The 24,739-nt window shown below is 69.7% G+C and carries 27 protein-coding genes; 8 read left to right on the top strand and 19 right to left on the bottom strand.

Going from position 1 to position 24,739, the window contains the following annotated elements; translation table 11 throughout:
• Positions 1–26: 26 nt before the first annotated feature.
• Together NAM01S_RS30950 and hemB are read right to left on the bottom strand one after the other, a co-directional pair.
• Positions 27–557 (bottom strand): hypothetical protein, encoded by a 531-nt coding sequence (locus tag NAM01S_RS30950; RefSeq protein WP_067792122.1) that lies wholly within the window; start codon positions 555–557, stop codon positions 27–29.
• Complete coding sequence (hemB, locus tag NAM01S_RS30945; RefSeq protein WP_067792206.1) at positions 554–1,531, bottom strand: porphobilinogen synthase; 978 nt, start codon at positions 1,529–1,531, stop codon at positions 554–556. Before hemB ends, NAM01S_RS30950 begins: the two co-directional genes overlap by 4 nt.
• A 134-nt stretch (positions 1,532–1,665) precedes the next feature.
• Between hemB and NAM01S_RS30940 the strand changes: the two genes are divergently transcribed.
• The 3 genes from NAM01S_RS30940 (at position 1,666) to NAM01S_RS30930 (ending at position 3,461) form a co-directional block, all read left to right on the top strand.
• A complete protein-coding gene (locus NAM01S_RS30940; RefSeq protein WP_084483449.1) occupies positions 1,666–2,466 on the top strand; it encodes a tetratricopeptide repeat protein in 801 nt (266 codons plus the stop codon).
• A 221-nt stretch (positions 2,467–2,687) separates the two neighbouring features.
• Positions 2,688–3,071, top strand: a complete 384-nt coding sequence (locus NAM01S_RS30935) for a DUF4189 domain-containing protein (RefSeq protein WP_067792115.1) — start codon at positions 2,688–2,690, stop codon at positions 3,069–3,071.
• Between the two features lie 108 nt (positions 3,072–3,179).
• Positions 3,180–3,461, top strand: coding sequence for a hypothetical protein (locus NAM01S_RS30930; RefSeq protein ID WP_067792203.1), 282 nt, complete (start codon positions 3,180–3,182; stop codon positions 3,459–3,461).
• 356 nt (positions 3,462–3,817) lie between these two features.
• Here the strand turns inward: NAM01S_RS30930 and NAM01S_RS30925 are convergent, their stop codons facing one another.
• From NAM01S_RS30925 to NAM01S_RS30905, 5 genes are all read right to left on the bottom strand, one after another.
• A complete protein-coding gene (locus NAM01S_RS30925; protein ID WP_067792112.1) occupies positions 3,818–5,380 on the bottom strand; it encodes a bifunctional uroporphyrinogen-III C-methyltransferase/uroporphyrinogen-III synthase in 1,563 nt (520 codons plus the stop codon).
• Positions 5,377–6,471 carry a hydroxymethylbilane synthase gene (hemC, locus tag NAM01S_RS30920; protein WP_084483448.1) on the bottom strand — a complete coding sequence of 365 codons (1,095 nt, stop codon included), beginning with the start codon at positions 6,469–6,471 and terminating at the stop codon, positions 5,377–5,379. The genes NAM01S_RS30925 and hemC overlap by 4 nt, the downstream gene beginning before the upstream one ends.
• Positions 6,468–7,880: a glutamyl-tRNA reductase gene (locus NAM01S_RS30915; RefSeq protein WP_067792109.1), complete on the bottom strand. Its 1,413-nt coding sequence runs from the start codon at positions 7,878–7,880 to the stop codon at positions 6,468–6,470. Before NAM01S_RS30915 ends, hemC begins: the two co-directional genes overlap by 4 nt.
• The gene (locus NAM01S_RS30910; RefSeq protein WP_067792106.1) at positions 7,877–8,707 is read right to left on the bottom strand and encodes a redox-sensing transcriptional repressor Rex; all 831 of its coding nucleotides are present in this window, start codon (positions 8,705–8,707) and stop codon (positions 7,877–7,879) included. Before NAM01S_RS30910 ends, NAM01S_RS30915 begins: the two co-directional genes overlap by 4 nt.
• A 235-nt stretch (positions 8,708–8,942) precedes the next feature.
• Positions 8,943–9,227: a glutaredoxin family protein gene (locus tag NAM01S_RS30905; protein WP_067792103.1), complete on the bottom strand. Its 285-nt coding sequence runs from the start codon at positions 9,225–9,227 to the stop codon at positions 8,943–8,945.
• Positions 9,228–9,336: 109 nt separating this feature from the next.
• Between NAM01S_RS30905 and NAM01S_RS30900 the strand changes: the two genes are divergently transcribed.
• Positions 9,337–10,362 carry an HAD family hydrolase gene (locus NAM01S_RS30900; protein WP_372511733.1) on the top strand — a complete coding sequence of 342 codons (1,026 nt, stop codon included), beginning with the start codon at positions 9,337–9,339 and terminating at the stop codon, positions 10,360–10,362.
• Between the two features lie 375 nt (positions 10,363–10,737).
• On the opposite strand, the gene NAM01S_RS30895 is transcribed toward NAM01S_RS30900, so the two are convergent.
• The 9 genes from NAM01S_RS30895 to NAM01S_RS30860 form a co-directional block, all read right to left on the bottom strand.
• Positions 10,738–11,766 (bottom strand): lysophospholipid acyltransferase family protein, encoded by a 1,029-nt coding sequence (locus tag NAM01S_RS30895; protein WP_067792100.1) that lies wholly within the window; start codon positions 11,764–11,766, stop codon positions 10,738–10,740.
• Entirely contained in the window at positions 11,763–12,794 is a 1,032-nt protein-coding gene (locus NAM01S_RS30890) for an NAD-dependent epimerase/dehydratase family protein (protein ID WP_174554887.1), read from the bottom strand. The genes NAM01S_RS30895 and NAM01S_RS30890 overlap by 4 nt, the downstream gene beginning before the upstream one ends.
• Positions 12,795–13,052: 258 nt before the next feature.
• Complete coding sequence (locus tag NAM01S_RS34485; RefSeq protein ID WP_003402602.1) at positions 13,053–13,154, bottom strand: 30S ribosomal protein bS22; 102 nt, start codon at positions 13,152–13,154, stop codon at positions 13,053–13,055.
• A gap of 244 nt (positions 13,155–13,398) precedes the next feature.
• Positions 13,399–13,587 (bottom strand): helix-turn-helix domain-containing protein, encoded by a 189-nt coding sequence (locus tag NAM01S_RS30885; protein ID WP_040696222.1) that lies wholly within the window; start codon positions 13,585–13,587, stop codon positions 13,399–13,401.
• A gap of 295 nt (positions 13,588–13,882) precedes the next feature.
• Complete coding sequence (proC, locus tag NAM01S_RS30880; protein ID WP_067792095.1) at positions 13,883–14,704, bottom strand: pyrroline-5-carboxylate reductase; 822 nt, start codon at positions 14,702–14,704, stop codon at positions 13,883–13,885.
• Positions 14,705–14,727: 23 nt separating this feature from the next.
• Positions 14,728–15,615 (bottom strand): thioesterase family protein, encoded by an 888-nt coding sequence (locus tag NAM01S_RS30875; protein WP_084483454.1) that lies wholly within the window; start codon positions 15,613–15,615, stop codon positions 14,728–14,730.
• A gap of 170 nt (positions 15,616–15,785) precedes the next feature.
• Complete coding sequence (locus NAM01S_RS30870; RefSeq protein WP_067792191.1) at positions 15,786–16,661, bottom strand: sugar phosphate isomerase/epimerase family protein; 876 nt, start codon at positions 16,659–16,661, stop codon at positions 15,786–15,788.
• Between the two features lie 139 nt (positions 16,662–16,800).
• On the bottom strand, positions 16,801–18,411 hold the full coding sequence (locus NAM01S_RS36005) for an Rv0497 family membrane protein (RefSeq protein WP_067792091.1): 1,611 nt from the start codon (positions 18,409–18,411) through the stop codon (positions 16,801–16,803).
• Positions 18,408–19,454, bottom strand: coding sequence for a Ppx/GppA family phosphatase (locus NAM01S_RS30860; RefSeq protein WP_067792087.1), 1,047 nt, complete (start codon positions 19,452–19,454; stop codon positions 18,408–18,410). The genes NAM01S_RS36005 and NAM01S_RS30860 overlap by 4 nt, the downstream gene beginning before the upstream one ends.
• A gap of 65 nt (positions 19,455–19,519) precedes the next feature.
• Here NAM01S_RS30860 and NAM01S_RS30855 point away from each other — a divergent pair, with 65 nt between their 5' ends.
• From NAM01S_RS30855 to NAM01S_RS30840, 4 genes are all read left to right on the top strand, one after another.
• Positions 19,520–20,398 (top strand): DUF3109 family protein, encoded by an 879-nt coding sequence (locus NAM01S_RS30855; protein ID WP_067792085.1) that lies wholly within the window; start codon positions 19,520–19,522, stop codon positions 20,396–20,398.
• 172 nt (positions 20,399–20,570) lie between these two features.
• Positions 20,571–21,062 carry a hypothetical protein gene (locus tag NAM01S_RS30850; RefSeq protein ID WP_067792082.1) on the top strand — a complete coding sequence of 164 codons (492 nt, stop codon included), beginning with the start codon at positions 20,571–20,573 and terminating at the stop codon, positions 21,060–21,062.
• Between the two features lie 145 nt (positions 21,063–21,207).
• On the top strand, positions 21,208–21,672 hold the full coding sequence (locus NAM01S_RS30845) for a hypothetical protein (protein ID WP_067792079.1): 465 nt from the start codon (positions 21,208–21,210) through the stop codon (positions 21,670–21,672).
• A gap of 129 nt (positions 21,673–21,801) precedes the next feature.
• Positions 21,802–22,134 (top strand): hypothetical protein, encoded by a 333-nt coding sequence (locus NAM01S_RS30840; RefSeq protein WP_067792076.1) that lies wholly within the window; start codon positions 21,802–21,804, stop codon positions 22,132–22,134.
• 104 nt (positions 22,135–22,238) lie between these two features.
• Here the strand turns inward: NAM01S_RS30840 and NAM01S_RS30835 are convergent, their stop codons facing one another.
• From NAM01S_RS30835 to NAM01S_RS30825, 3 genes are all read right to left on the bottom strand, one after another.
• Positions 22,239–22,928 carry a winged helix-turn-helix domain-containing protein gene (locus NAM01S_RS30835; RefSeq protein ID WP_067792074.1) on the bottom strand — a complete coding sequence of 230 codons (690 nt, stop codon included), beginning with the start codon at positions 22,926–22,928 and terminating at the stop codon, positions 22,239–22,241.
• Positions 22,925–24,160, bottom strand: a complete 1,236-nt coding sequence (locus tag NAM01S_RS30830; protein WP_067792071.1) for a sensor histidine kinase — start codon at positions 24,158–24,160, stop codon at positions 22,925–22,927. The genes NAM01S_RS30835 and NAM01S_RS30830 overlap by 4 nt, the downstream gene beginning before the upstream one ends.
• 148 nt (positions 24,161–24,308) lie before the next feature.
• Positions 24,309–24,739: winged helix-turn-helix transcriptional regulator (locus tag NAM01S_RS30825; protein WP_255284345.1), on the bottom strand; the 431-nt coding region annotated here is incomplete at its 5' end.

The raw sequence follows: 24,739 nt of genomic DNA, 5'->3' as shown, positions 1-24,739 counted from the left end.
AATTCGGTGACGCCCCGGTCATCCGTTCAGCGGCGGTTCGGCTGGAAGTAGGTGATCGACTCGGGACGGTAGCTCAGATACAGCGCGCCACCGGCCAACACGCCCTGCACGATCGCCGCGCCGCCCGCGACGAGCGAGGCAACGCCGGTGACCGCGTCCAGCGCGAACAGCGCCGCGAACGCGCCGAGCACCAGCCAGATCGCGACGACGGTCAAGATCGTGCGCGCCCAGAGTTTGCCGCGGCCGAACTGGTGCACGATCGCGAACGCGCCCGCGGCCAGCGCGAGCCCGGCGAGCACCATGCCGACGAGCATCAGGGAGACCAGCAGTTCGGCGGTGGCCATGGCGAAATTCGGGTCGCCCGCCTTGCCCTGATCGAACATCCGCTTGTCGAGCTCGTCGCGCTGCTGCAACGAGGTGAGCACCGTGCCGACCAGCTGCACCACGCCGAATCCGATGATCCCCCACCACACTTGGCGGGCCGTACGGATGTCTTCGGGCATCGGCGGCCGCTGCGGGAACGGCGCGACGCCCATCGGTCTCGGGTAGTTCGTCACGACAACCAGTGTGCGGCTTCGGTCGCCCAGTAGGTGAGCACGATGTCCGCGCCCGCCCGGCGGATGCCGACCAGCGATTCCAGCACCGCGCCGCGGCGGTCGATCCAGCCGCGCTGCGCGGCGGCGGTGATCATCGCGTACTCGCCGGAGATCTGGTAGGCCGCTACCGGCACCGTCGACCGGTCGGCGACGTCGCGCAGGATGTCCAGGTACGACATGGCCGGCTTGACCATCACGATGTCGGCGCCCTCGGCGAGGTCCAGCTCCAGCTCGCGCAGCGATTCCCTGCGGTTGGCGGGGTCCTGCTGGTAGGTGCGGCGGTCGCCCTCGAGCGAGGAGCCGACGGCCTCGCGGAACGGGCCGTAGAAGGCCGAGGCGTATTTCGCCGCGTAGGCGAGGATGCCGGTGTCGGTGCGTCCGACCGCGTCGAGGCCGCGCCGGATCGCGCCGACCTGACCGTCCATCATGCCGCTGGTGCCGAGCAGATCGGCGCCCGCTTCGGCCTGGGAGATCGCCATGTCGACGTAGCGGTGCAGGGTCGCGTCGTTGTCCACCGCGCCGTTGGTCGCGAGCACGCCGCAGTGGCCGTGATCGGTGAACTCGTCGAGACAGGTGTCGGCCATGATCACCGTCGAGTCGCCGACCTCCTCGGACAGCGCGCGCAGACCGCGGTTCAGGATGCCCTTCGGATCGCTGGCCTGACTGCCGGTGGCGTCCTTGTCCTCCGGCTTGGGCACGCCGAACAGCATGAGCCCACCGACGCCCGCCGTGACGGCTTCCACGGCCGCCTTGCGCAGCGAGTCCATCGAATGCTGGTGGACCCCCGGCATCGAGCCGATCTCGCGCGGCTCGTCCAGGCCGTCGGCCACGAACATCGGCAGCACCAATTGCCGTGGTTCCAACGTGGTTTCGGCCACGAGACGGCGCAGAGCGGGAGTACGGCGCAACCGCCGCGGGCGGTCCATTCCGGTCATGAACCGCACGATACGCCTGCTCGGCGGAGGTGTCGCGAGCGCATTGGGGCGGTGGTGATCCGGCCCACCGCGTGACGCGATTTGCGCCATCCTGAAGAAGGGCACCTCGGCGAGCCGGATCTCGGAGGCAGGCGATGACGGGTTACGACCGGTACGGGCCGCGAGTGGCGGCGCTGCGGCGCTACGCCGAGGGCGGGGACGTGTGGGCGATGGAGCGGCTGGCCGAGGCGCTGCGCGAAGTCAAGGACGCGGACGGTGCGGAGCATTGGCTGCGGCGGGCCGCGGAGCTCGGGAGCGTTTCCGCGCTCGGCCCGCTCGGCGAGCTCGCCGAGGCGGACGGGCGCGTCGCGGAGGCCATCGGGTGGTGGGAGCAGGCCGTCGCCGCCGGTTGCGCGGGCGCGGATCTGCAACTCGGTGCGCTGTATCTCGAGCGCGGGGAACTGGATGCGGCGGAGTCCTGGTTGCGGACTTCGGCCGCGAACGGAGACCCCGAGGCGATGGCCAATATGGGCGTGATCGCGTACCGGCGCGGTGACGACGAGGCCGCCGTCCGCTGGTACGAGCGCGCGGCCAAACGCGGAAACCCAACGGCCATGCGCAGTCTCGGCGTGCACCTGGCCCGCGCGGGCGACGTCGAGCGCGCGGTCGGCTTGCTCACCGAGGCCGTGCGCCTCGGCCGCCGCGACGCGATGGCCGTGCTCGGCGCCCTGTACCTCGACGTCGGCGACACCGAACGTGGCGAGCACTGGCTCCGCCGAGGCGCGGCGGCCGGTGATCCCGACTCCATGTTCCACCTGGCGGTGGCTTTGCGAGGCCGACCGACCACCGGCACGCCGAACGGCGAGGAAGCGACCCACTGGCTCCGCAAGGCAGCCGATCTCGGCCATCCCCAGGCCCTTCGGCTCCTCCTCGAACCCGGCACCCTCGAACCCTGATGCCGCGCCCTGGCCTTGACCCTGCTCGGTGTCGGACTCCCCACCTCTCCCCCTGCGGCGCGCCAAGACCAGCATCCGCCTCCCCGCAACCCAAGTCGCCGGGCGGCGAACCGCAGGCACATCGCGGCGTTAAGCGATCGTTCGGAAGACGGTAAGCGAGCTCGATAGGTTGGAGACGACGCGGCAAACGAGCTGCCGGACAAATCTTTTGGGGGATCCCGATGAAGAAGCTGACCACCACGGTGTTGCGCGTGACGCTCACCGCGGCCATCGCCGGAACACTGCTCGGCGTCTCCGCGGGCCCCGCCGCGGCGGACCAGGACAAGTGGGGCGCGATCGCGTACTCGCCGTCGACCGGCGCGACGGGCGGCGCGCGCAACTACAGCACCAAGGCGAGGGCCGAACGCGTTGCGGTCGACACCTGCGACAAGTCCGACTGCCGGGTGATGCTGAACTTCGTCAACAAATGCGGCGCCGTCGCGCGAGCCTCCGACAACAGCTGGTCATGGGGACGTGGCCCGACCAGGGCCGACGCGACAGCGAACGCGATCGGCGCGGCGACCGGACGCAACCCGCAGATCAAGCAATCGGTGTGCACCGACTGAGTGCGCGAAAAGGGTTGCGGCCAGCGGTTTTTGTCGGTGGGGGCGGGTAGAATCGAAGCTGTGTTCGAGGGGATCCGCCGGGTTCCCGATCGCGAGGGGAGGACGCAAGTGCCCGCGACCGCAGCCGCCCGAAAGTCCACGATCATCACGCCCTACCGGCCGCTGGAGAAGCGCCCGCTGCCGGCGGGGCGTCCGCGCAAGTGGTACGTCACGCACAACCGCAGGCTCAAGGCGATGCGACTGAGCATCGCCCTGCTCGACTCGGGGATCTACCTGCCGACCCAGGCGAGCAACGAAAAGATCCGCGCCACCGCCGAACTCGTCGGCATCCGCCCGCCATCGGACACCACGTGCCGCCTGGTGCGCACCCTGCTGCGCTACAGCCGCTGACTGCGTCCGGCCCGAGGCCGGGCGCGAAAGCGAAACGTCCACAACGCCGTGGGCGTTTCGCCGCGCGGAAGCTCCGCGGACCGGCCGAAACCGTTCAGGTCGGCGAACGGTGCACACAGCCTCGACCGCGGGGATGCAAAACACCCTCTCAGGATGGATGTTCGCCGCACGGTCAGCGCTGTGGGCGGTGCCGAAAACGGATGCGGCCGAAGAACGGCGCGAACAGCGTCGACCCCAAACGCGCAACGCCCACGCAAAGTGGGCGTTCGCCGCGCCGACCCACCCGGCGCACAACGATGCCTACGTCCGAAACGCGAAACGCCCACACTCGGTGGGCGTTTCGCGGCGGACGGAACTTACCGGCTACGCCGGCTCTTCTTCCGCGGCGGCGGAAGCAGACCCTCGGCGCGCAGCCGGGCCGCGTGCTCGGCGAGCGCCTCTACCAGCGGGCCGACCTGCGCGGTCTCGGGCTGCACGTCCACGCGCAGGCCGAACTCGATGGCCGTCTCGGCGGTCTTCGGGCCGATGCAGGCAACGATGGTGCGCGCGTGCGGCTTGCCCGCGATGCCGACCAGGTTGCGCACCGTGGAGGACGAGGTGAACAGCACCGCGTCGAAACCACCGGTCTTGATCATCTCGCGGGTCTCCGCGGGCGGCGGCGAGGCGCGCACCGTGCGGTAGGCGGTCACGTCGTCGATCTCCCAGCCGCGGTCGCGCAGACCCTCGGCCAGCGTCTCGGTGGCGATGTCGGCGCGCGGCAGCAGCACCCGGTTCACCGGATCGAAAACGTCGTCGTAGGGCGGGAAGTCGGCGAGCAGACCCTCGGAGGACTGCTCACCCGAAGGCACCAGCTCCGGGTTGATGCCGAACGAGCGCACCTTGTCCGCGGTCGCCTCGCCGACGCAGGCGATCTTCACGCCGCTGAACGCCCGCGCGTCCAAACCGAATTCGGCGAACTTCTCCCACACCGCGCGCACCGCGTTGGTGGAGGTGAACACCACCCACTGGTAGCGGCCGTCGACCAAGCCCTTGACCGCGCGCTCCATCTGCGCCGGGCTGCGCGGCGGCTCGACCGCGATGGTCGGCACCTCCATCGGGATGGCGCCGTGCGTCACCAGCCGCTCGCTCATCTCGGCGGCCTGATCCTTGGTGCGCGGCACGAGCACGGTCCAGCCGTACAGCGCGCGCGACTCCCACCACGACATCTTCGCTCGGGTGGCGACCGCCTTGCCGATGGTCACCACCAGCGGGCCGACCAGCTCGGAGGCGGCGCTGTTCAGCGTGGCCAGTGTCGCTTCGATGGTGCGCTGCTGGCGGGTGGTGCCGCGCACGGTCACCGCGACCGGGGTCTGCGGCGCCATGCCGTGCTCGACCAGCGCGCTCGCGGTCTCGGCCAGGTGGCCGGAGGTGGCGTGCAGGACGAGCGGGCCGGGCGCGGCGGCCAGCGCCGCCCAGTCGACCTCGCCGCGCACGTCGGCCTCGGTGTGACCGGAGCCGAGCGCGATGCCGGCGTAGCTGGGTACCGCGGAGCCGTTCGGCAGGCCGGGCAGCACCTCGAAGACCATGTGCGAGCGGGTCACCGCGGTGACCTCGGTGATCACCGAATCGGCCGTCAGCGGATCACCCGCGACGACGCGGACCACGTCGTGGCCGTTGCGCGCCTCGGCGATCAGCGTCTTCGCGACCTCCGCGGGCTCACCGAGCGCGGGTCGCACGTCGACCGGCCGGGTGCCGTCCTCGTTCTCCTCGACGGCGGTGCCGATCAGCGCGAGCACACCCTTGTCGACATCGGGATCGGTGAAAGCCAGTGTCGCCCGCCCGAGCACCTCGCGCGCACGCACTGTCAGCAGCGCCGGGTCGCCGGGACCCGACCCGACGAACAAGATCCGACCGGGGTGCTTCTTGGTGGCTCGGCTCATTGGTTGTTCTCCATTGGGCTGGGATTGCTGATACGACCTTCGGCCGCGCCCGGTCGCGACCGCTCCGTGTTCGGGACGTCACCTGGATGCTCGGATCTCGCATCCGTGCCGTCTGGTCCGGGGGTACCGAGCAGCTCGCGCGCCCCCAGCTCCAAGAGCTCTTGCGCGAGCGTGCGGCCGAGCCGGTCGGCCTCGGCGGGTGCGCCGACCACCGAAGCGCGCAGCACCTCGGATCCGTCGGCGGCGGCGGCGCAGGCGCGCAGCGAGAGCTCGTCGACGATGCGGCCGTCGTCGTCGAGCGACTCGACGACCTCGGCGAGCGCGCCGATCGGCGCGGTGCACCCGGCCTCCAGCTCGGCGAGCAGCGACCGTTCGGCGATGACGGCGGCCCTGGTGGCCGCGTCGTCGAGCCGGGTCAGCGCCTCGATGGTCTCGGCGTCGTCGCTGCGACACTCGACAGCGAGCGCGCCCTGCGCGGGAGCGGGCAGCATCTGCACCGGCTCCAGCGCCTCGGTCACGGCGTCGAGCCTGCCGATCCTGGACAGACCGGCTCTGGCCACCACCACCGCGTCGAGTTCACCGTCGGTGACCTTGCGCAGGCGGGTGTCCAGGTTGCCGCGCAGCGGCACGATCTCCAGGCCGAGCCCGAGCGCGGCAAGCTGAGCCGCGCGGCGCGGCGCGGAGGTGCCGATGCGGGAACCGGCGGGCAGTTCGCCGAGCACCAGTCCGTCGCGGGCCACCAGGGCGTCGCGCGGGTCCTCGCGCGGCGGGATGGCCGCGATGGTGAAGCGGGCGTCCGGCGCGGTCGGCAGGTCCTTGTAGGAGTGCACCGCGATGTCGATCGTGCCCGCGGCCAGCTCGTCGCGCAGCGCCGAGGTGAACACGCCGACGCCGATCTTCTGCACCGGATCGGAGGAGAGATCGCCTGGCGTCTTCACCACGACGAGCTCGGCCGGATGCCCGGCGGCGATCAGCGCGTCGCGCACGGTACCCGCCTGGGTCAGCGCGAGCAGGCTGCCGCGGGTGCCGATGCGCCACGGCGCGCGGGTGCCGTCGGCGGTCATGTTGTCCTCTTCCTGAACGACGGTCATGCCGACTTGCCCTCCTCGCCGAGATGTCCCGCGGTGAAGTCGTCGGCGAGTCCGAGGCCGAGGTCACCGGTGAGCGTGCTGATTTCCATCGGAGCGGCAACCGCTTGCGCCGCACCGGGTTTGAGTTCGAACAGTTCGCGTAGCGCCTCGGCGTAGCTGTCGCCGCCCGGCGTCGACGCGAGTTGCTTCACCCGCACGGTCGGCGCGTGCAGCAGCTTGTCGACGACCCGGCGCACGGTGCGCGCCACCTCGTCCCGCTCCGGATCGGCCAGGCTCGGCAGCCGCGAATCCAGCCGCAGCAGTTCGGCTTCCACCACTTCGGCGGCGCGCTGGCGCAGGGCGGCGACCGTCGGGGTCACCTCGGCCATGCGCTGCCCCGCCAGGTACTTGGCGAGTTCGTCGGCGACGATCGACCGTGCGGCGGCGGTGTCGTCGGCCGCGGCGCCCGCGGCCGGATCGCGCTGCAGGGTCTCGATGTCGATCACCGCGACGCCCGGCAGACCGGCCACCGCGTGCTCGACGTCGCGCGGCAGGCCGAGGTCGCAGAACACCAGCGGACGCTCGGTCGCCGGGAATTCGGCGCGATCGCGATCGGCAAGCGCGCGGTGCGTGTCGGCCAGCGTCACGACGGCGCCGACCGCACCGGTACAGGTGACCACCACGTCGGCGGCGGCCATCGCCTCGGTGAGCCGGGAGAGTTCGAGCGCGGTGGACTCGACGCCGTAGGAGCTCGCGGTCTCGGCGAGTCTGCGTGCCCGCTCGATGGTCCGGTTCACCACCAGGATGCGGCCGATGCCCGCGCGCGACAGATGCGCGACGGCCAGCCCGCCCATCGCACCCGCGCCGACGACAACGGCCGTGCGGCCCGCCAGCTCGCCGAGCACCTGCTTGGCGCGGTCCAGCGCGACCGACACCACCGACGCGCCCGCGCGGTCGATGCCGGTCTCGGAGTGGACCCGCTTGCCGACCCGCAGCGCGTGCTGGGCCAGCTCGTGCAGAGTGCGACCGACGGCCTGCTGGGCGTCGGCGGAAGCGTAGGCGCCGCGGATCTGGCTGAGCACCTGCTGCTCGCCGACGACCATCGAGTCCAGCCCGCTGGCCACCGCGAACAGGTGCTCGGCGGCCGCCTCGCTGTAGCGCACGTAGGCGTGCTTGGTCAGATCCGGCAGCGGCAGCCCGGAATGCTTGGTGAGCAGGTCGCCGACCTCGGCAAGACCGCCGTGGAAGGCATCGACCACCGCGTACACCTCGACGCGGTTGCAGGTCGACACGATCATGGCCTCGGAGATGTGGCTGGAGGCGAGCATTCGATCGATCAGCTTGGGACGGTCGGCATCGGTGATGGCGACCTTCTCCAGCACTGCGACGGGAGCGCTCCTGTGCGAAATCCCGACGAGCAGAACACTCATGGCGTGACCACCGATCCCTTGCTGCTTGGCTCCGTTGCCGAATGCGAGGTTGTCGAGTGCGTGAGGGCCGGGTGCCCGGCCGGGGAGTGCGGAGTCGGCACGCGGCGCGCGATCCGGCCGGACACCGCGTGCGCCACCTCGGGCAGCGGTTCCGGCTCGGCGTTGCGAGTCCGTTCGAACGACAACATCTGCATTTCGACCGCCAGGTCCACCCGGCGGACTTCCACCGCGGGCGGCGCGATCAGCCCGCACGCGGAGAAGCTCAGAATCGACTGCAACCCGGCGGCGACCAGCTGGTCGCACACGTCCTGGGCCGCGTCGTCGGGCACCGCGATGACCGCGATGGTTGGTTCCAGTTCGGCGACGCCTGCGGCCAAGCCCGCGACATCGCGCACGGTGAGTCCGGCGACCGACCGGCCGATCACGTCGGGATCGGCGTCGAAGAGACCGACCACGCTGAATCCGCGCCGCCGGAAGCCGCCGTAGCCGACCAGAGCCCGGCCCAGATTTCCGACGCCGACGAGTACCACGCGATGCCCACCGGACAGACCGAGCACATCTTCGATCCTGGTCCGCAACTTCGCCACGTCATAGCCGACACCCCGGACGCCGTTGGGGCCGAGGAAGGATAAGTCCTTGCGTAACTTGGCTGAATTGACACCCGCCGCGACAGCGAGTTCCTCACTCGATACGATGAGCACACCGTCATCGGCCAACATGGCGAGGACCCGGAGATAGGTGGCCAGTCGCGCTACCGTGGCCTGCGGGATGTCCTTCTGCAGAGCCCTGCCGGAGACGCCGCCCGGCGCCTCATGCTGCTCTGTCACGTGTCGGCTCCTCGTTCCGGCCTGCACAGGTCCGGTTCGTCGTTCGACCTCGAGCCCGGCGGCGGTCCGGTGCCATGGTCGAAGTATCGGATTTCAGGGCGGCTCCGCAGCCTCGGCATGCGGGTCGCGTGCCACCACCGTAACCGCTTGTGAAGCCCTGCACAAAGTCGGTGAAATTGGCCTCATTTTCCGCCGCGACCAGCGCAGCGGCCAAATCGGACACGGATCACACCGATCAGCGACCCAGATCCGCCCGCAAACGCGTCTCGTCGACGTCGAAGTAGCTGTGCTCGCGGCCGTCCAGCAGGACGACGGGAAGCCGGTCGCCGTACTCCGCGCGCAGGCCAGGGTCGGTTTCCGCGGCGATATCGACATCGACGGTGCCCGGTTCGACGCCGAAATCCGCGCAAATCGCGCGCAACTGCTCGAGTGCCGTAGCACACAACCCGCAGCCCGCCCGGGTCAGCAAAATCACTTCGTGCCCGGACGGCGCGGCGGAGCCATCTGTGGGATTGGTCATGCCGGATATTAAAACCCCTCGCCACCGCAGTCGCGGTGCGCGTGGTCTCCGGGTGACTGTCGCCGAAGACAGTTACTGTGGACGTGGTTCGCGCGAACGGGCGGAGGTACTGGTGCCGGAACGATCGAAGGTGGAGAGGGCCGGGTTCATCGCGGGCCGGTTCGGCGAGTTCCCGGTGCGGTGGCATTTGGGCCCGCTCGGCCAGGGCCTGCAGGATCAGCTCGCCCGCATCTCCCGCAGCCCGTTCGGACCCACCGAGGAGGAGGTCCGGGCGAATCTGGCCGGTGAGGCCAGCGCCGACGCGGCGCTCTCGCTGCACGAGTCGGAGCTCGCGACCGCCGAGCCGACGGGGCCGGAGGTGCCGCGCGATCTGACCGCCGCGGCGTTCTTCGACGTGGACAACACGATGGTGCAGGGCGCCTCGATCGTGCATTTCGCGCGCGGTCTCGCGGCGCGCAAGTACTTCAAGACCTCCGATCTGGTCGACGTGGCGTGGAAGCAGGTGAAGTTCCGCGTCACCGGCAAGGAGAGCAGCACCGACATGGCCTCCGGCAAGGAGAAGGCGCTCTCGTTCATCGCGGGCCGCCCGACCTCCGAGCTGGCCGCGCTCGGCGAAGAGATTTACGACGAGATCATCGCCGACAAGATCTGGCCGGGGACGAGGGCGCTGGCGCAGATGCACCTGGACGCGGGCCAGCAGGTCTGGCTGGTCACCGCGACGCCGGTGGAGCTGGCGCAGGTGATCGCCAAGCGGCTCGGCCTGACCGGCGCGCTCGGCACCGTGGCGGAGAGCGTCGACGGGAAGTTCACCGGGCGCCTGGTCGGCGACATCCTGCACGGACTCGGCAAGGCGCATGCGGTGCGCACCCTGGCCATCCGCGAGGGCCTGAACCTCAAGCGCTGTACCGCCTACTCCGACAGCCACAACGACGTGCCGATGCTCTCGCTTGTCGGCACGGCGGTCGCGATCAACCCCGACTCGGACCTACGCGAGGTCGCCAAGAACCGAGGCTGGGAGATCCGCGACTTCCGCACCGGACGCAAGGCGGCCAAGATCGGCGTGCCCACCGCGCTGGCGCTGGGCGCGGCAGGCGGGGCGGTGGCCGCGGCGGTCACCCGTCGGCGCGACCACTGACGGCGGCCCGCCAAACCAATCGGGTCGGGTTCGACCTGCGGGCCAACGCACCATCACCACCCCCTCGCCCCGCACGGAGCGAGCCCGACGAGCGACCGTTCGCGGCCGTCTCGCTGCCCAGCGGTCGAAGCGCATGCGACGAAGTCGCGAGTCTCGACCCCGGTGGCTTCCCGACCCGCCGCACCACGACCGCCAACGCACCATCCACACCCTGCCGACCACCCCCGGAGCGAGCCCGACGAGCGACCGTTCGCGGCCGTCTCGCTGCCCAGCGGTCGAAGCGCATGCGACGAAGTCGCGAGTCTCGACCGCTGGGCAGCGAGACATGAAGGCCGCGAACACGCGCGCACCAGCGCGCCAAAAACACAGCGCCAGTCAGCCCGTGAACGGGTTGCGGCGCTTGGTGAGCAGCTTGTAGAGCGTCTGCTGGATGGTCTCGCGGACCTGGTCGGTGACCTCGAACATGGTCATCGGGTCGTCGGCGGCCTCCGGCTCGTAGGCCGTGGTGGCGATGGGCTTGCCGAATTCGATGTACCACTTCGAGGGCAGCGGCACCGCGCCGAGCGGGCCGAGGTGCGGGAACATCGGCGTCACCGGGAAGTACGGCAGCCCGAGCAGGCGGGCGAGCGGCTTGATGTCGGCCAGCTTCGGGTAGATCTCCTCGGAGCCGACGATCGAGCACGGGATGATCGGCACGCCGGTGCGCACCGCGGCGGCGACGAAACCGCCGCGCCCGAAGCGCTGCAGCTTGTAGCGGTCGGAGTACTGCTTGCCGACGCCCTTGAACCCCTCGGGGAAGACGCCCGTCAGTTCGCCGGAACGCAGCAGGCGTTCGGCGTCCTCGCGGCAGGCCAGCGTGTGCCCGGCCTTGCGGGCAAGCACGCCGAGGAACGGCAGCTCGAAGATGAGGTCGGCCGCGAGCAGGCGCAGCGCGCGCTGCTTGGCGTGGTGGTCGTGGATGGCCAGCTGGAGCATCAGGCCGTCGACGGGAACGGTGCCCGCGTGATTGGCCACCACCAGCGCGCCGCCCACCTCGGGGATGTTCTCCATGCCGCTGACCTCGACGCGGAACCACAGGTCCGACAGCGGGCGCAGCGCGGGCAGGATGACCGACTCGAGCAGATGCTCGTCGAAGCCGAACTCGTCGACCTGGTAGTCGCCGGTCACGCGGCGGCGCGCGAAGTCGGCGGTGCGACCGATCTGCTTGCCGACCTCTTTGCGGATCAAATCGGTCAGCGACTGCGGCCGCTGCGGCACGGCCGAGGCGAGCCGATCGGTCAACGACGTGACCCGGCTCGGCTTCGTCTCGCCCTTCGGCATTTCCGGCCAGCGGCGGGTGCTGGTGCGCTGCCTTGTTTCGATATTCAGATCATGAAGTTGGATGACTTTCGCCACGTCGTTCATTGGTGTGCTCCCGTACCGGCCCCGATGAGGCCGAGCAGTTTCTTTTCTGCGGCATCGATCCACGCTGGATCGAAGACGGGCCGCAACGCTGCGCCCCCGATGAAGTCGTCGAACGCCTGAACGGTTGTCCAGCGCGGCTCGAAACCGAGTTCGGTTCGCATCCGCGTGGTGTCCAGGCCACAGCCGAAATGGAAGTAATCCAGTTGTTCGCCGGTGAATTCCCGCATCACCGGCCCCATCAACGCGCGACCAGCGGTGCGGAACACCGTGAACGGCACCGGCAGTTCGATGCGCCCCGCCCGACGCACCGCCTGCGACAGCGCCAACGCACCATCGCCCGCGACGTTGTAGGTACCGCCGGGGGCCGCTTGCGCCGCATGTGCGAGCGCGGCCACCGCATCTTCTTCGTGCAACAGCTGCATTCGAGGGTCCCGGCCGAAGACGGTCGGGGTTACCGGTGAACGGAGATACTGTACGCCGCGCCCGGCCAGCCGTGGGCCCACAATGGGCGCGAAACGCAGAATCGATGCCGCGATATCGGGGCGGCGGCGAGCGAGCCCGCGCACGAAACCCTCGATTTCGATCATGTCGCGGGCGAACCATCCGCGCGGCGGCCTGCGCGCACTCATTTCCTCGGTGAATTTCGCCGGATCCTTGGCGCTGCACCCGTAGATCGCCGAGGTCGAGCGGACTACCACGCGCCGCACCGAAGGCGACTTCTGGCAGACGGCGAACAGTTGCATGGCGCCGAGCACGTTGAGGTCTTTCATCACCGCGCGGCCGCCGCCCGCGGGCGGCTTGGCCAGGATGGCGGTGTGCACGACGGTGTCGACCTCGTGGTTGCCGATCACCTTGCGGATCAGGGGATTTCGAATGTCGCCTCGGACGAACTCGGCGCGGCCCATGCGGCGCCGCAGCTCTCGGCTCGGGGTCATGGTGTCGACGGCGAGAATACGCTCGACGGCCGGATCCTGAGCGAGCTTGGCTACGACGGCGCTGCCGAAGAAGCGGCTGGCGCCGGTCACCATCACGACCTTGGGCGTGTGCCCGTCTCTTATGTCAGATCCCACCGCAGCACCCGATCCCACCTACCAGGCCCCCATTTACGTTTATTCGGCGGTTCCAGAGTAGCCGCTACCGTCTGGGTCGCCGAGAGTATTAATCAGGTTCTAACGATGACTTCAGTCACCGGTTACATGAAAATATTTCAAACTGAACTGTTTCAAAAACAGAGGCCCGCCACCGATCCGGTGACGGGCCTCATCTCGCGCCAAGGGCGCGCGCGCTCACTTGCCGAGTTTGCGCCGCTGAACACGCGTGCGGCGAAGCAGCTTGCGGTGCTTCTTCTTCGACATGCGCTTGCGGCGCTTCTTGATCACAGAACCCATAGGGTGTCCTCGCGTTCTCTCTACTCGGCGCGCACGCCGTCGCGTACGCCTAGCTGATTTCGGCATCCGCGCCGCCAGCGGCCACCGGACACCACGAACTGGCGCCGCAGGCAGGCGAACACGAACCGAGGGTTCATCCTACCGGTATCCGATGGCGGCACGAGCAACGGCCCTCGCGGGCACGCACGCCGTCGTTCGCGGGCTCCCGCGCGTCGAGCGGGTCCCTGTCAGGGGCGAAACCGCCTCACCCAGCGTCGAAGTAGGACGTCTCCAGGTAGTCGTGCACGGCCTTCGCGTGCACGCGGAACGACCGGCCGACGCGCACCGCGGGCAGCTCGCCCGAATGCACCAACCGATAGACCGTCATCTTGGACACCCGCATCAGATTCGCCACTTCGGCGACGGTGAGGAATTGCGTACCACCGCCGAGCATCGATTGGCCCGACGATCCCGAACTGCCTTGCGCTCGGCCACCGCTACGGCCACCTGACGGTCCTGACGAACCTGGTGACGTCCCCGAGCTATTTGCAGACATCTTGTTGGAAGACATCATTGCACCATTGACCTCCGGCACGTCCGCGCCGCCGGCTTCCCCACCGGCGGAACAGACACGCACGTGCTCCTTGAAGCTTAGCGGGGCTAGTGGGATTACTGCGACGTGTGTGAGAAATCAGCTTCTGACGCCCGGTTTGCCCCAATGCGAACGCTGGATGTACGCGTCGTGCGCGTTATTCCGCCGACGCGCCCTGTTCGGCGGAACGCTGTTTGGCCGCGTGCAAGGCCTCGAGAAACGCCGACCGAACGCCACCGCGCTCGAGTTCGCGCAACGCCGCCGCGGTGGTGCCCGCCGGCGAGGTGACGGCCGCGCGCAGGTCCACCGCGCTCTGGCCGGACTCGTCGAGCAGCGCGGCCGAACCGACCATCGTCTGCACCACGAGCTGCGTCGCGACGTCCCTGGTCAGGCCGAGCCCGACGCCGGCGTCGATCATGGCCTCGACGACGAGCAGGAAGTAGGCGGGACCGGAGCCGGACACCGCGGTGACCGCGTCCATCTGCGACTCGGCGACCGTGGCGACCTTGCCGACCGAAGCGAGCACGTCGGTGACCAGCTCCAGCTGCTCGGGCTTTGCGTAGCGCCCCGGCGCGAGCACGCTCATTCCCTGGCCGACCAGCATCGGGGTATTCGGCATCACCCGCACCACGGGGAAGCCCGCGGGCAGCTTGGCCTCCAGCCGCGCGGTCGGCACGCCGGCGGCCAGCGATACGAGCACCTGGTCGCGGTCGCCCGCGTTCAGCTCGGCCTTACCCAGTTCGGTCAGCACCGTGTCGACGTCACCCGGCTTGACCGCGATCACCAGCAGATCGGCGCCGACGGCCGCGTCGGCCGCCTCGCCCGTGACGCGCACGCCGAACCGGCTCGCGATCAGCTCGGCCCGGTCGGCGTGCGTCTCGACGACGACCAGATCCTTGCTCGCCCTGCCCGATTCCAGCAAACCGGCGATCAACGCCTCCCCGATCCGGCCTCCACCGATCACCGCAATTCTCGTCATGGTGGTAAAGGTTAGTGCGCGCGTCAGCGGCGCTGGGGAATCAGTGCGAGTTGGCGGCTCTGGGCGACCACCGCGCCGGTGCTGTCCAGGATGAGCTGGTCCTCGTCGAACATGCGGCCGCCCACTTCGTGCGAGGTGGCGATGACGCGCAGCCAACCCGGCGCCGGCCTGCGCCGCAAGTAGGTGGTCATCTGCACGGTGGGGGCCCAGCCGAAGTGGCCGAGGTTCATCGGCACCGGCGGGCTCATGTCGGCGGCCATCATCGCGAAGTACATCGACACGTCGGGGTCGCGCTGATCGCCGTCGAACGGGCGCATCCACAGCCGCAGCCGCGGCTCGCCCTTCGCGCCCTCGAGGAACGGCGCCCACGACCGGTCCAGGTAGAGATCGGCACCCTTGGCCACGTGCACGATCTTGCCCATCGGCGAACCCTCGTAACCCATCGCGTCCGGCGCCGGTTCGGCGGGCATGTCGCCGTGCTCGGGCGCGTAGAGCGGCTCGATGTCGTCGAGGTGGCCGAAGGTGAACGCGGTGCGCACCATGGCGCGGCCGTTCTGCGTGAGGGTGGCGTCGGCCAGGCAGATCTGGCGGCCGATCTTGCGGATGCGCACCTCGTATTCGACCGCGCCTGGCTCGGGAGCGCCGAGGAAGTCCGAGCTGGCGGCGATCGGGGCCATCTCGGCGAGCGCGGGATCGGCGGCGCGCAGCCAACGGGTGGCGGCCGCGGCGCTCGCGGCGACCATGGTTCCGCCGTGCACCTTCTCGCCGATGGTCCAGATCTCGTCGATGACGCCCGCGTACCTGCCGAGCTCGGCGTCGGCGGACAGCAGCTCGGTCAGCGCGCACACCTCGCCGAACGGGGCGTCGGCCGCGGTCGGCTCGGCCGCGTCGGTGGTCAACTCCAGCGTCATCGTCACTCCTGTCCTGCTGCACCGCGCGGGGCGCCAAGCTCGGCTCCGCGCGTCGTTCGTACAGCGTACAACCCTGGGTCGCGGCGGCGGCATTCCCAGCCGGGGGCCGGATCGATGTCACATGGAGCGGGCGTGGACCGCACGCCCCGGTAACGCGGAAAGTGCTTGTGTCACGTCCGGTTCGCCTGCGCGGCCGCCGACGCCGGAGTGGGCGCGACGCCGTTGAGATGCAGGCGGGCGAAGGCCAGCGTGCGGTGCAGCATCGCCGCGCGATGGGCGGTGGTGCGGGCGTTCTGGGTGTTGATCTCGGCGACGGCGTGCCCGGTGAAGCCGTTGCGCACCAGCTGCGCGCAGAGTTCGACGCAGGGCTGCGTGCCGTCGCCGGGCACGAGGTGCTCGTCGTGCGCCGCGCCGCGCCCGTCGGCCAGGTGCAGGTGAGCGAGGCCATGCCCCATCCTGGCGGCGAGCGCGAGCGGATCGGCGCCCGCGGTCGCGGTGTGCGAGAGGTCGAGGGTGTAGTGCCGGAAGCCGGTGTCGGTGGGGTCGTAGGACGGACTGAACGCCGTCAGACCCCAGCCGGGACCGCCACGCCGCTCCAGCCGCTTCGCCGCGTTCGCGCCGCGGCCGAACAGCGTGTCGGCGCGCATCGGGAACATGTTCTCCACCGCGACGACGACCGGGCTGTGCTCCTCGAGCTCGGCGACCTGCTCGGCGAAGCCCTCCGCGTAGCGGCGCTGCCAGCGGAACGGCGGATGGACGACCACCGTGTCCGCTCCGAGCGCCTCGGCGGTGCGCACGCTGCGCTCCAGCTTGGCCACCGGGTCCGCGCCCCACACACGCTGGGAGATCAACAGGCACGGCGCGTGGACAGCGAGGACCGGCACGCCGTACTTGCGGGTGTAGTTCTGCACGGTGGCGATGCTCTGGCTGGCCGGCTCGGCCCAGACCATCAGTTCGACGCCGTCGTAACCGAGATCGGCCGCGTACCGAAAGGCCGCCTCGGTGTTCTGCGGGTAGACCGACGCGCTGGACAGCCCGACCAGAATGTCGCGCCCCGACGGACTCGCCGCCCCGCCCGGCGTCCCCCCGTCCGGTTGTGCGCTCTGATCGGGCGCGGGTCCCCCGACCGCGCTACCGATCCGGGTGTCGTCCGCCTGCCCGATGTTCCCCACAGCCGCTCCCTACTCAGTTCGTACTGAGAAGAAAGGCTAGCGGTCCCAGCGTGACGAAGATGCCCACTACGACGGCAATCACCGTGCTGAGGATGTCGTCGGTCCGGCGCAGAATCCGCACCAGGGCCACCAGGCCGAGGATCACGATCATCGCCAGCGCCAGCGCCACCCAGGGGAGCATCTCCCACATCCGCTCGAAACCCTTGAACAGCAACATTCCGGCGACGGCCGCGCCAGCGCTCTGGCCGCCGAGGATCATCCACTGCTTGCGGTTGGCGTCGTACTCGGCCTTGCGCGCGGCGCGGGAGCGGCGCTGCGCCGACCGCGCGGCGGGCTTCTTCTGCGGCGCCGGTGCGTCGTCCTCGTCCTCCTCGTCGTCGAGCAGGAACGGGTCGTGCACATCGGTCAGGCCCTCGTCGAGCTCGACTTGGGCCCGGCCGCCGCGCGACCGTCCGCGACCGCCGCCCGCGCGTTCGGCGCGCTCGACACCGTCGCGCAGCAGGTCGCCCGCCACCGTGGAACCGGAGACCAGCTGCTGATCCTGGCTGGCAAGCGACCACGCGGCGGTCGGTATCCCGCCCGACTCCGGCTCGGAGTCGGACTTCTCCGGCTCCGGCTTGTGCCTTGTCCGCGCCGACCAGGCGGGCAGGGCGCCTTCGGCACGGGCCCGCAGCGTCTCGGAACGGGAAGATCTCCGCGGCTCCTGCCGCGCCTCCTTGCTCGGCGCGCGGCTGGACAGCTTGGCGTGATCGGGCAGCGGCGAGAGCGGCAGGGGACCGGAATCGGCGGCGAAATCGTTCGACGGCGGCGCCCACGCGGCGGTCGAGGGACCCGTGTCGTCGGCCTCCGCCGCCCTTCGGCGTGCGGCACGGCCGCCGCGTTCCTGCCGGTCCGAGCCGCGCGGCTCGTCCGGGTGCCCGTTGCGGGGGATGTCGAAATCGACCGGATCGCGCAGCGGCGGGCCGACCACGATGGTGGCGTCCTCGTCGGGGTCCGGCTTGCGCCTGCGGCCGCCGCGACCGCTGCGCGGGGCCTCCGACAGCGGATCGGCGTAGGGGGTCGCGGATTCCAGCGGGTCCGGCGCGCTGTGCCGGGAGCCGGAGGACATGTCGCGTCCCGGCATCACCAGGTTGGAGCGTCCGGGCGGCGGATCCGAGTACGACGTCGCCGGGTAGGGCGTCGGCTCGGGATAGGACGTCGTTTCCCGGTACGGCGCCAGCGGGTCGTAGCGGGTGATCGGGCCCGACATCGGCGAGTGGCTCGGCAGCTCCGCGACGGGATCCGGGGCGGTGTACGAAACCGGCTCGGACGCAACCGGTTCGAATGCGGCGGGCTCGTAGGCGGCCGGTTCGTACGAGGGTGACTCGAACGACGGGGGTTCGAACGATGTCGGCGCGTAGGAAGCGGGCTCGAACGACGGCGCTTCGGCGACCTCGTCGTCGGGCGCGGCGTGCGCGGAGTGGCTGCCGCCTTCCCGGATGACCGGCAGGTCGCCCGTCAGCTCGGCGACGGAGATGCCGCGACCACCGCGTCTGCGGCGACCGCCGCCGGAGGACGACGCGCCCTGCTGCCCGTTGCGGGCCAGCAGCTCGGCAACCGATAGCTGCTTGGACTCATCACTCATGCCTGCGCCTTCGACGACACCGTTTCGACCGGACCCGACAGCCCCGGCCCACCATCGGACGCCGGCTTGCCTGGTTCGGCCGCCGGTCCCGTCAGCAACGACGCTCTGGGTCCACCGTTCATATCGGTATCCAGTTTGCGCAGGATCAGTCCTTCCCGCAGCGCCCACGGACAAATCTCGAGCGTATCCAGCGATAGTGCCCGCATACTCGCCTCCGCGACCAATGCGCCAGCCACCAATTGCTGTGACCGATCGGAACTTACGCCTTCCAATTCTGCACGGTCCGACGCGGTCATTCGCGAGATGAACGCAATCAGTTGGCGCAGACCCGAGCTGGTGAGTGTACGGCGCACCCGAGGACCCGCCGCCGAGGGCGCCGCTCCGGTCAGTCGCGCGAGCGAGCGAAAGGTCTTCGAGGTGCCGACGGCGAGGTCGGGCCTGCCCACCTCGATCAGCTGTTTGGCGGGGGCGACGAGTTCGGCGTCGAGCCAGTCGCGCAGCACCGCGACCCTGCGCTTGCCCGGTGGGTCCTCGCGCAGCCAGTCCCTGGTGAGCCTGCCCGCGCCGAGTTGCAGGGAGAGCGCGACATCGGGCTCCTCGTCGCCGCCGTTGCTCATCTCGAGCGATCCGCCGCCGATGTCCAGATTGAGGATGCGACCCGCGCTCCAGCCGTACCAGCGGCGCACCGCGAGGAAAGTCAGCCGGGCCTCGTCGACGCCGGTGAGCACTTGGAGATCGACCCCCGTCTCGGCGCGCACCCTGGCCAGCACCTGTTCGGAGTTGGTCGCCTCGCGCAGCGCGGAGGTGGCGAACGGCATCAGCTCGACGCAGCGGGAAGTCTCGGCGATGCTGGCGAATTCGGCCACGGTCTCAAGGAGACGCTCGGCGCCGCGGACAGTGATCCGCCCTTCTTCGTCCAGGTTCTCCGAGAGCCGGAGCGTGGCCTTCGTCGAGCTCATCGGCATCGGGTGGGCACCACGGTGCGCGTCCACCACGAGCAGGTGAACGGTATTGCTTCCGACGTCGAGTACCCCAAGCCGCACATGAACACGGTACTGGGTCGACCACCACTTCAGGCCAGGCGATCGAACTGTTAGCGTCTGCAGATGTGACGGTAGGCGCAGCGGCGAGCAGCCGGACCCGGCCCCGACCAGCGGCGAAGATCGACCCGGCACCCGAGGTCGATCTGGACTTTCCGCGCGAATGGATCGAGTTCGTGGATCCAGCAAATGACGAGCACCTGATCGTCGCCGACCTCACCTGGCTGCTGTCCCGGTGGACCTGCGTCTTCGGAACACCCGCCTGCCAAGGCATCATCGCCGACCGCCCGGACGACGGCTGCTGTTCACACGGCGCTTTCCTCTCCGACGAGGACGACCAGGAGCGCCTGCGCAACGCTGTGAGAATGCTCACACCGGCCGACTGGCAGCTCATGGGCGAGGCCCGAAACGCCAAGGGCAAGATCACCAAGAAGGGCTATCTGGAACTCGACGAACTCGAGGACGAGCCCGCCCTGCGCACCCGGCGCTTCGAGGGCGCGTGCATCTTCCTGAACCGGCCAGGCTTCGAAGGCGGCGTCGGCTGCGCGTTGCACACGATGGCGCTGCGCCGCGGCATGGAGCCGCACACGGTGAAGCCGGATGTCTGCTGGCAGTTGCCGATTCGGCGCACCCAGGAGTGGGTGGACCGTCCCGACGGCGTGCAGATCCTGCGCACGGTGATCACCGAGTACGACCGGCGCGGGTGGGGTCCCGGCGGACTCGATCTGGATTGGTACTGCTCGGGTTCGCCGGACGCGCACGTCGGCGCGCGACCGGTCTGGCAGTCCTACGCGCCCGAGCTGAAGGAACTGCTCGGCGAACCGGCCTACGAGGAACTGGCCAGGCACTGCAAGCGCCGCGAAGGACTGGGGTTGATCGCGGTGCACCCCGCGACGGTGCACGCGCAGCGCAACGCGGAGCAGGCCGCGCACGGCACGGCGCAGTAGCGCCTCGCCCCCAGCCGAACACCGAACCCGACCAAAGGTCACCGCCTGTCGGCCCAGCCGGACTCGCTCGCCTAACGGACGCTTGTCCAGTTTTGCGAAACGTCCCCATTTCACACATTCGGTGACTTACTGTGCGGAGGCCCACATCCAGTGGGCAGCACAGGAGCACACCATGAGTTACACCACGTCAGCCCTGCTCGGGCGCCGGATCGGCGCCGGACTCGCGGGCTTCGCGGCGGCCACCGCCGTCGCCGTCTTCGCCGCACCGCAGGCGCACGCCACCGTCGACTCGATCACCGTGTCGGGCACCGATCACACCATCAACACCACCTACACGTTGCGCGCCAAGCTCAGCGGCGCGGGCATCGGACTGCTCGTGTACTGGTCGGACAACGGCGACGACATCGCGGGCCCGAAGGTGCCGTGGCCGGTCGGCGAATCCTCGGTCAGCTGGACGCCGACGACGCCCGGGCAGCACCTCATCACGGCCTCGCAGGGCGGCAGCACCAAGACGATCGTCGTCCAGGTCAAGGACCCGAACGATCCGGGCGACCCAGGCGATCCGGGTGACCCCGGCGATCCGGGCGATCCGGGTGACGGCACGGGCAGCGCGGGAACCGGCAGCGCGGGCAAGTTGCTCGGCAGCCTCTTCGGCAACGGATAGGCGCACATCTGGCGCAGCCCGAAAGACGGCCGCGCCGAACGGGTTCCGAGATTTCCGCTCGGGCCAACTCGAGCCGAAATCTGAAACATTCTCGCTTCAAAGCGTAGGGTCCAGTCGATCGCATGGTCGGCACAGGAGGAGCACCATGACATCACCCAGCAGTATCCGGCGCGGGGCGGGCGTAGGACTCACGGCATTCGCGGCCGCCACCGCCGTCGCCGTGCTGACCGCGCCCTCGGCGTACGCGGCCGTGCAGTCGGTCTCGGTCGACGGCAGCAACCACAAGGTGGGCAGCACGTACACGATCACCGCCGACGTCGGCGGCGCGTCCGGCGGTCTGCTCGTCTACTTCAGCGACAACGGCGAATTCATCGGCGGGCCCAAGGTGCCGTGGCCGCCGGGCACCGCGACCATCGAATGGAAGCCGAGCACGCCGGGCGAGCACATCCTCACCGTCGAGCAGGGCGGCAGCACGAAGTCGATCGTGGTCGAGGTGTCCAAGGCGAGCAGCGGCGGCACCGGAAGCTCGGGCAGTGCCTCCGGCAGCGGGACCGGCAGCGCGGGACGCCTGCTCGGCGGGCTGCTCGGCGGACTGTTCGGCAGCAGCTGACGCGCGTGGTGTGCAGGTTGCCACTCGGCGGCCTGCACACCGGCCGGTCGGCTCGGGTGAGCCGAACGCACCCGGCAGGTCATCTGCTCGCCATGCGGGCGTCACCCGATTCGGGTTTGATGTCGGGTCATGAAGAAAGCGCTCACCCTCGCAACACTCGTCATCGGCGCGACCCTCTCCGTGGCAGGCGGCGCGCACGCCGAGCCGGACGCGGATCCGACCAAGTTCGCCGACTTCACCGCCACTTTCGTGCCCGCGACCGATCCGGCCGCGATGAACGCCGCCAAAGAGGGCAAGAACGTCATCATGAGCCCCTACGGCGTCAGCCGCACCATCGCCTGCCGCGGCAACGGCACCACCGTGCCGCTCTACGACTGCATGCAGGAAGACGACCTCGGCTGGATCACGTTGCGCAAGACCGAAGTTCCCGCCATCGGCCCGACCTGGGTCTACCTCCCCTAACCGGGAGTCCGCTGGGGGCCGCTCACGTACCTACGACGAAACGGGCCCGGGTTCCGCCCTCGGGGTGAGGAGGCGGAACCGGGGCCCGTTGTCTGTCCGGTTGGCTATGCCTCGAGCTTGTACCCGAGACCGCGCACGGTCACCAGGTGCTCGGGCTTGGCCGGATCGGCCTCGATCTTGGAGCGCAGCCGCTTGACGTGCACGTCGAGGGTCTTGGTGTCGCCGACGTAGTCGGCGCCCCATACCCGGTCGATCAGCTGGCCGCGGGTAAGCACCCGGCCGGAGTTGCGCAGCAGGTACTCGAGCAGATCGAATTCCTTGAGCGGCAACGTCACCGGCTTGCCGTTCACCATCACGGTGTGGCGGTCGACGTCCATCCGGACCGGACCGGCCTCCAGCACACCGTTCTCGCTGCCACCCTCGATCTCGTCGCCCGCGCCGCGGCGCAGGACCGCCCGGATGCGCGCGATGAGCTCGCGTGACGAGTACGGCTTGGTGACGTAGTCGTCGGCGCCCAGCTCCAGGCCGACCACCTTGTCGATCTCGCTGTCCCGCGCGGTCACCATGATGACCGGCACGCCGCTGCGGGTGCGCAGCTGCTTGCACACATCGGTGCCGCTCATGCCGGGCAGCATCAGGTCCAGCAGGACGATGTCGGCACCGGAGCGGTCGAATTCGGCGAGCGCGGAAGGTCCGTCGCCCACCACGGTGACCTCGAAGCCCTCCTTGCGCAGCAGGAACGCGAGCGGATCGGCCAGCGACTCCTCATCCTCGACGATCAGAACACTCGTCATCTGCGTGCCTCCACACCATTGGGTCTGCCCGGTCCCTGGGGACGCGGGCCGGTTTCCTTCGTGCTCACCGCGGGACTGTCGACTTCCTCGTCGCCGTCGGTCTCGAGGTGGGCGGGTATTCGCAAGGTGAACGTCGATCCGGTGCCCAGTTTGCTCCACAAAGTGATCTCACCGTTGTGGTTGGCCGCCACGTGCTTGACGATAGCGAGCCCGAGCCCGGTACCACCGGTGGCGCGCGAACGCGCCTTGTCGGAGCGGAAGAACCGTTCGAACACCCGCTCCTGGTCTTCTTTCGGGATTCCGATGCCGCGGTCGGTGACCGCCATGGCGACGTGGTCGCCGCGCAGCGACCGGCTCACCGAGACGTGCGAGCCGGTCGGCGAGTAGGCGATCGCGTTCTCCACCAGGTTGGACAGTGCGGTGACGAGCAGTGTCTCGTCGCCGAGGACCTCGAGCCCGCTCGGCCGGTCGGTGCTGACGGTGATGCCCGCCGCCTCGGCCGCGGTGCGGGAGCGGTCCACCGCCTGCATGACGACCGTGTCGACGTCGACGACCTCGAGTTCGGGCAGCTTCTCCGCGCCCTGCAAGCGCGAGAGCGCGATCAACTCGGTCACCATCTTGCCGAGGCGGCGGGATTCGCCGAGGACGCGCTCGCCGAAGTGGCGCACCGCCTCGGGGTCGTCGGCGGATTCCAGCAGCGCCTCGGCGAGCAGGCTCATCGCGCCGACGGGGGTCTTGAGCTCGTGGCTGACGTTGGCGACGAAATCGCGGCGGGTGGCCTCCATGCGGGCCTGCTCGGAATCGTCGTCGGCGAACAGCACAGTGAAGCCGGTTTCCTCCGGCGAGAGCGGACGCGCGACGCCGCGCACCGCGATCCTGCTGCGGCCGGGGATGGGGTTCTTCGCGGTCAGATCGAATTCCGCGGACTCGCCGGTACCGAGCACCTTCTCCACGGCGGCCCATGCGCGTTCGTCGAGCAGGCGGTTGCGGACCAGGCCCAGTTCCTCGGCGCGCGGGTTCACCAGCACCACGTCGCGGTACTGGTCGACCACCGCGATGCCGCTTTCGGAAGCGAGCACGATCAGGTCGAGCACCTGCGACATGGTCAGCCCGGAATCGGCCTGCCTTCGGGCGGCCTGGCGGGCGTTCACGTACGGAATGAGCAGGCCACCGACTGCCAGGCCGACGACAGCCGCGAGGACTGCCAACAACACGGCCTGCGGAACACTCACACTTGAATCGTACGGTCGCCGACCGACTGACCAACGCCGGGTACACGAAGTTTCACGCAGGTCATGGGGCCTTCCAGGGCCGTTAGCCGTGTGTTTACGCGTTGTTCGGACTCGGCGGTGCCGCCGGGTGTCGCCGCGACGAAGATCGTCAATCCTGCTCGCCCGCGAGCGCCGCGTTCACCGCCCGGCCGTGTTTGTCGACCCACTCCCCCAAGGCATAGATCGGACCGAGCAGATCGTGACCGGCCTCGGTGAGCTCGTACTCGACGCGCGGCGGCGCCTCGGCGTAGCGGCGGCGGTGCACGAGGGTGAGCTGCTCCATGCGGCGCAGCGTTTGGGTCAGCATCTTCTGACTGATCCCACCGATCGCGGTCCGCAGCTCGCCCGGGCGCATCGGCCCGTCCCGAAGCATGTACACGATCACCGGCAGCCAGGAGTTTCCGAACAGGTCGACGCCCATGCGCGCGGGGCAGTCGGACTCGTAGTCGCCGTAGGGCGGGTAGGTGACGAGATCGGGATTCTGTCGCGCCGATTCGTGAGGCCGGCGAGTCGGCGCGGGCGCGTCTGGGTCGCGCTGGG

The sequence above is a fragment of the Nocardia amikacinitolerans NBRC 108937 genome (assembly GCF_001612615.1).
GTDB lineage: Bacteria > Actinomycetota > Actinomycetes > Mycobacteriales > Mycobacteriaceae > Nocardia > Nocardia amikacinitolerans.
Note: the sequence above shows the minus strand (reverse complement) of the source record. Positions and strands in the feature narration are given on the sequence as shown.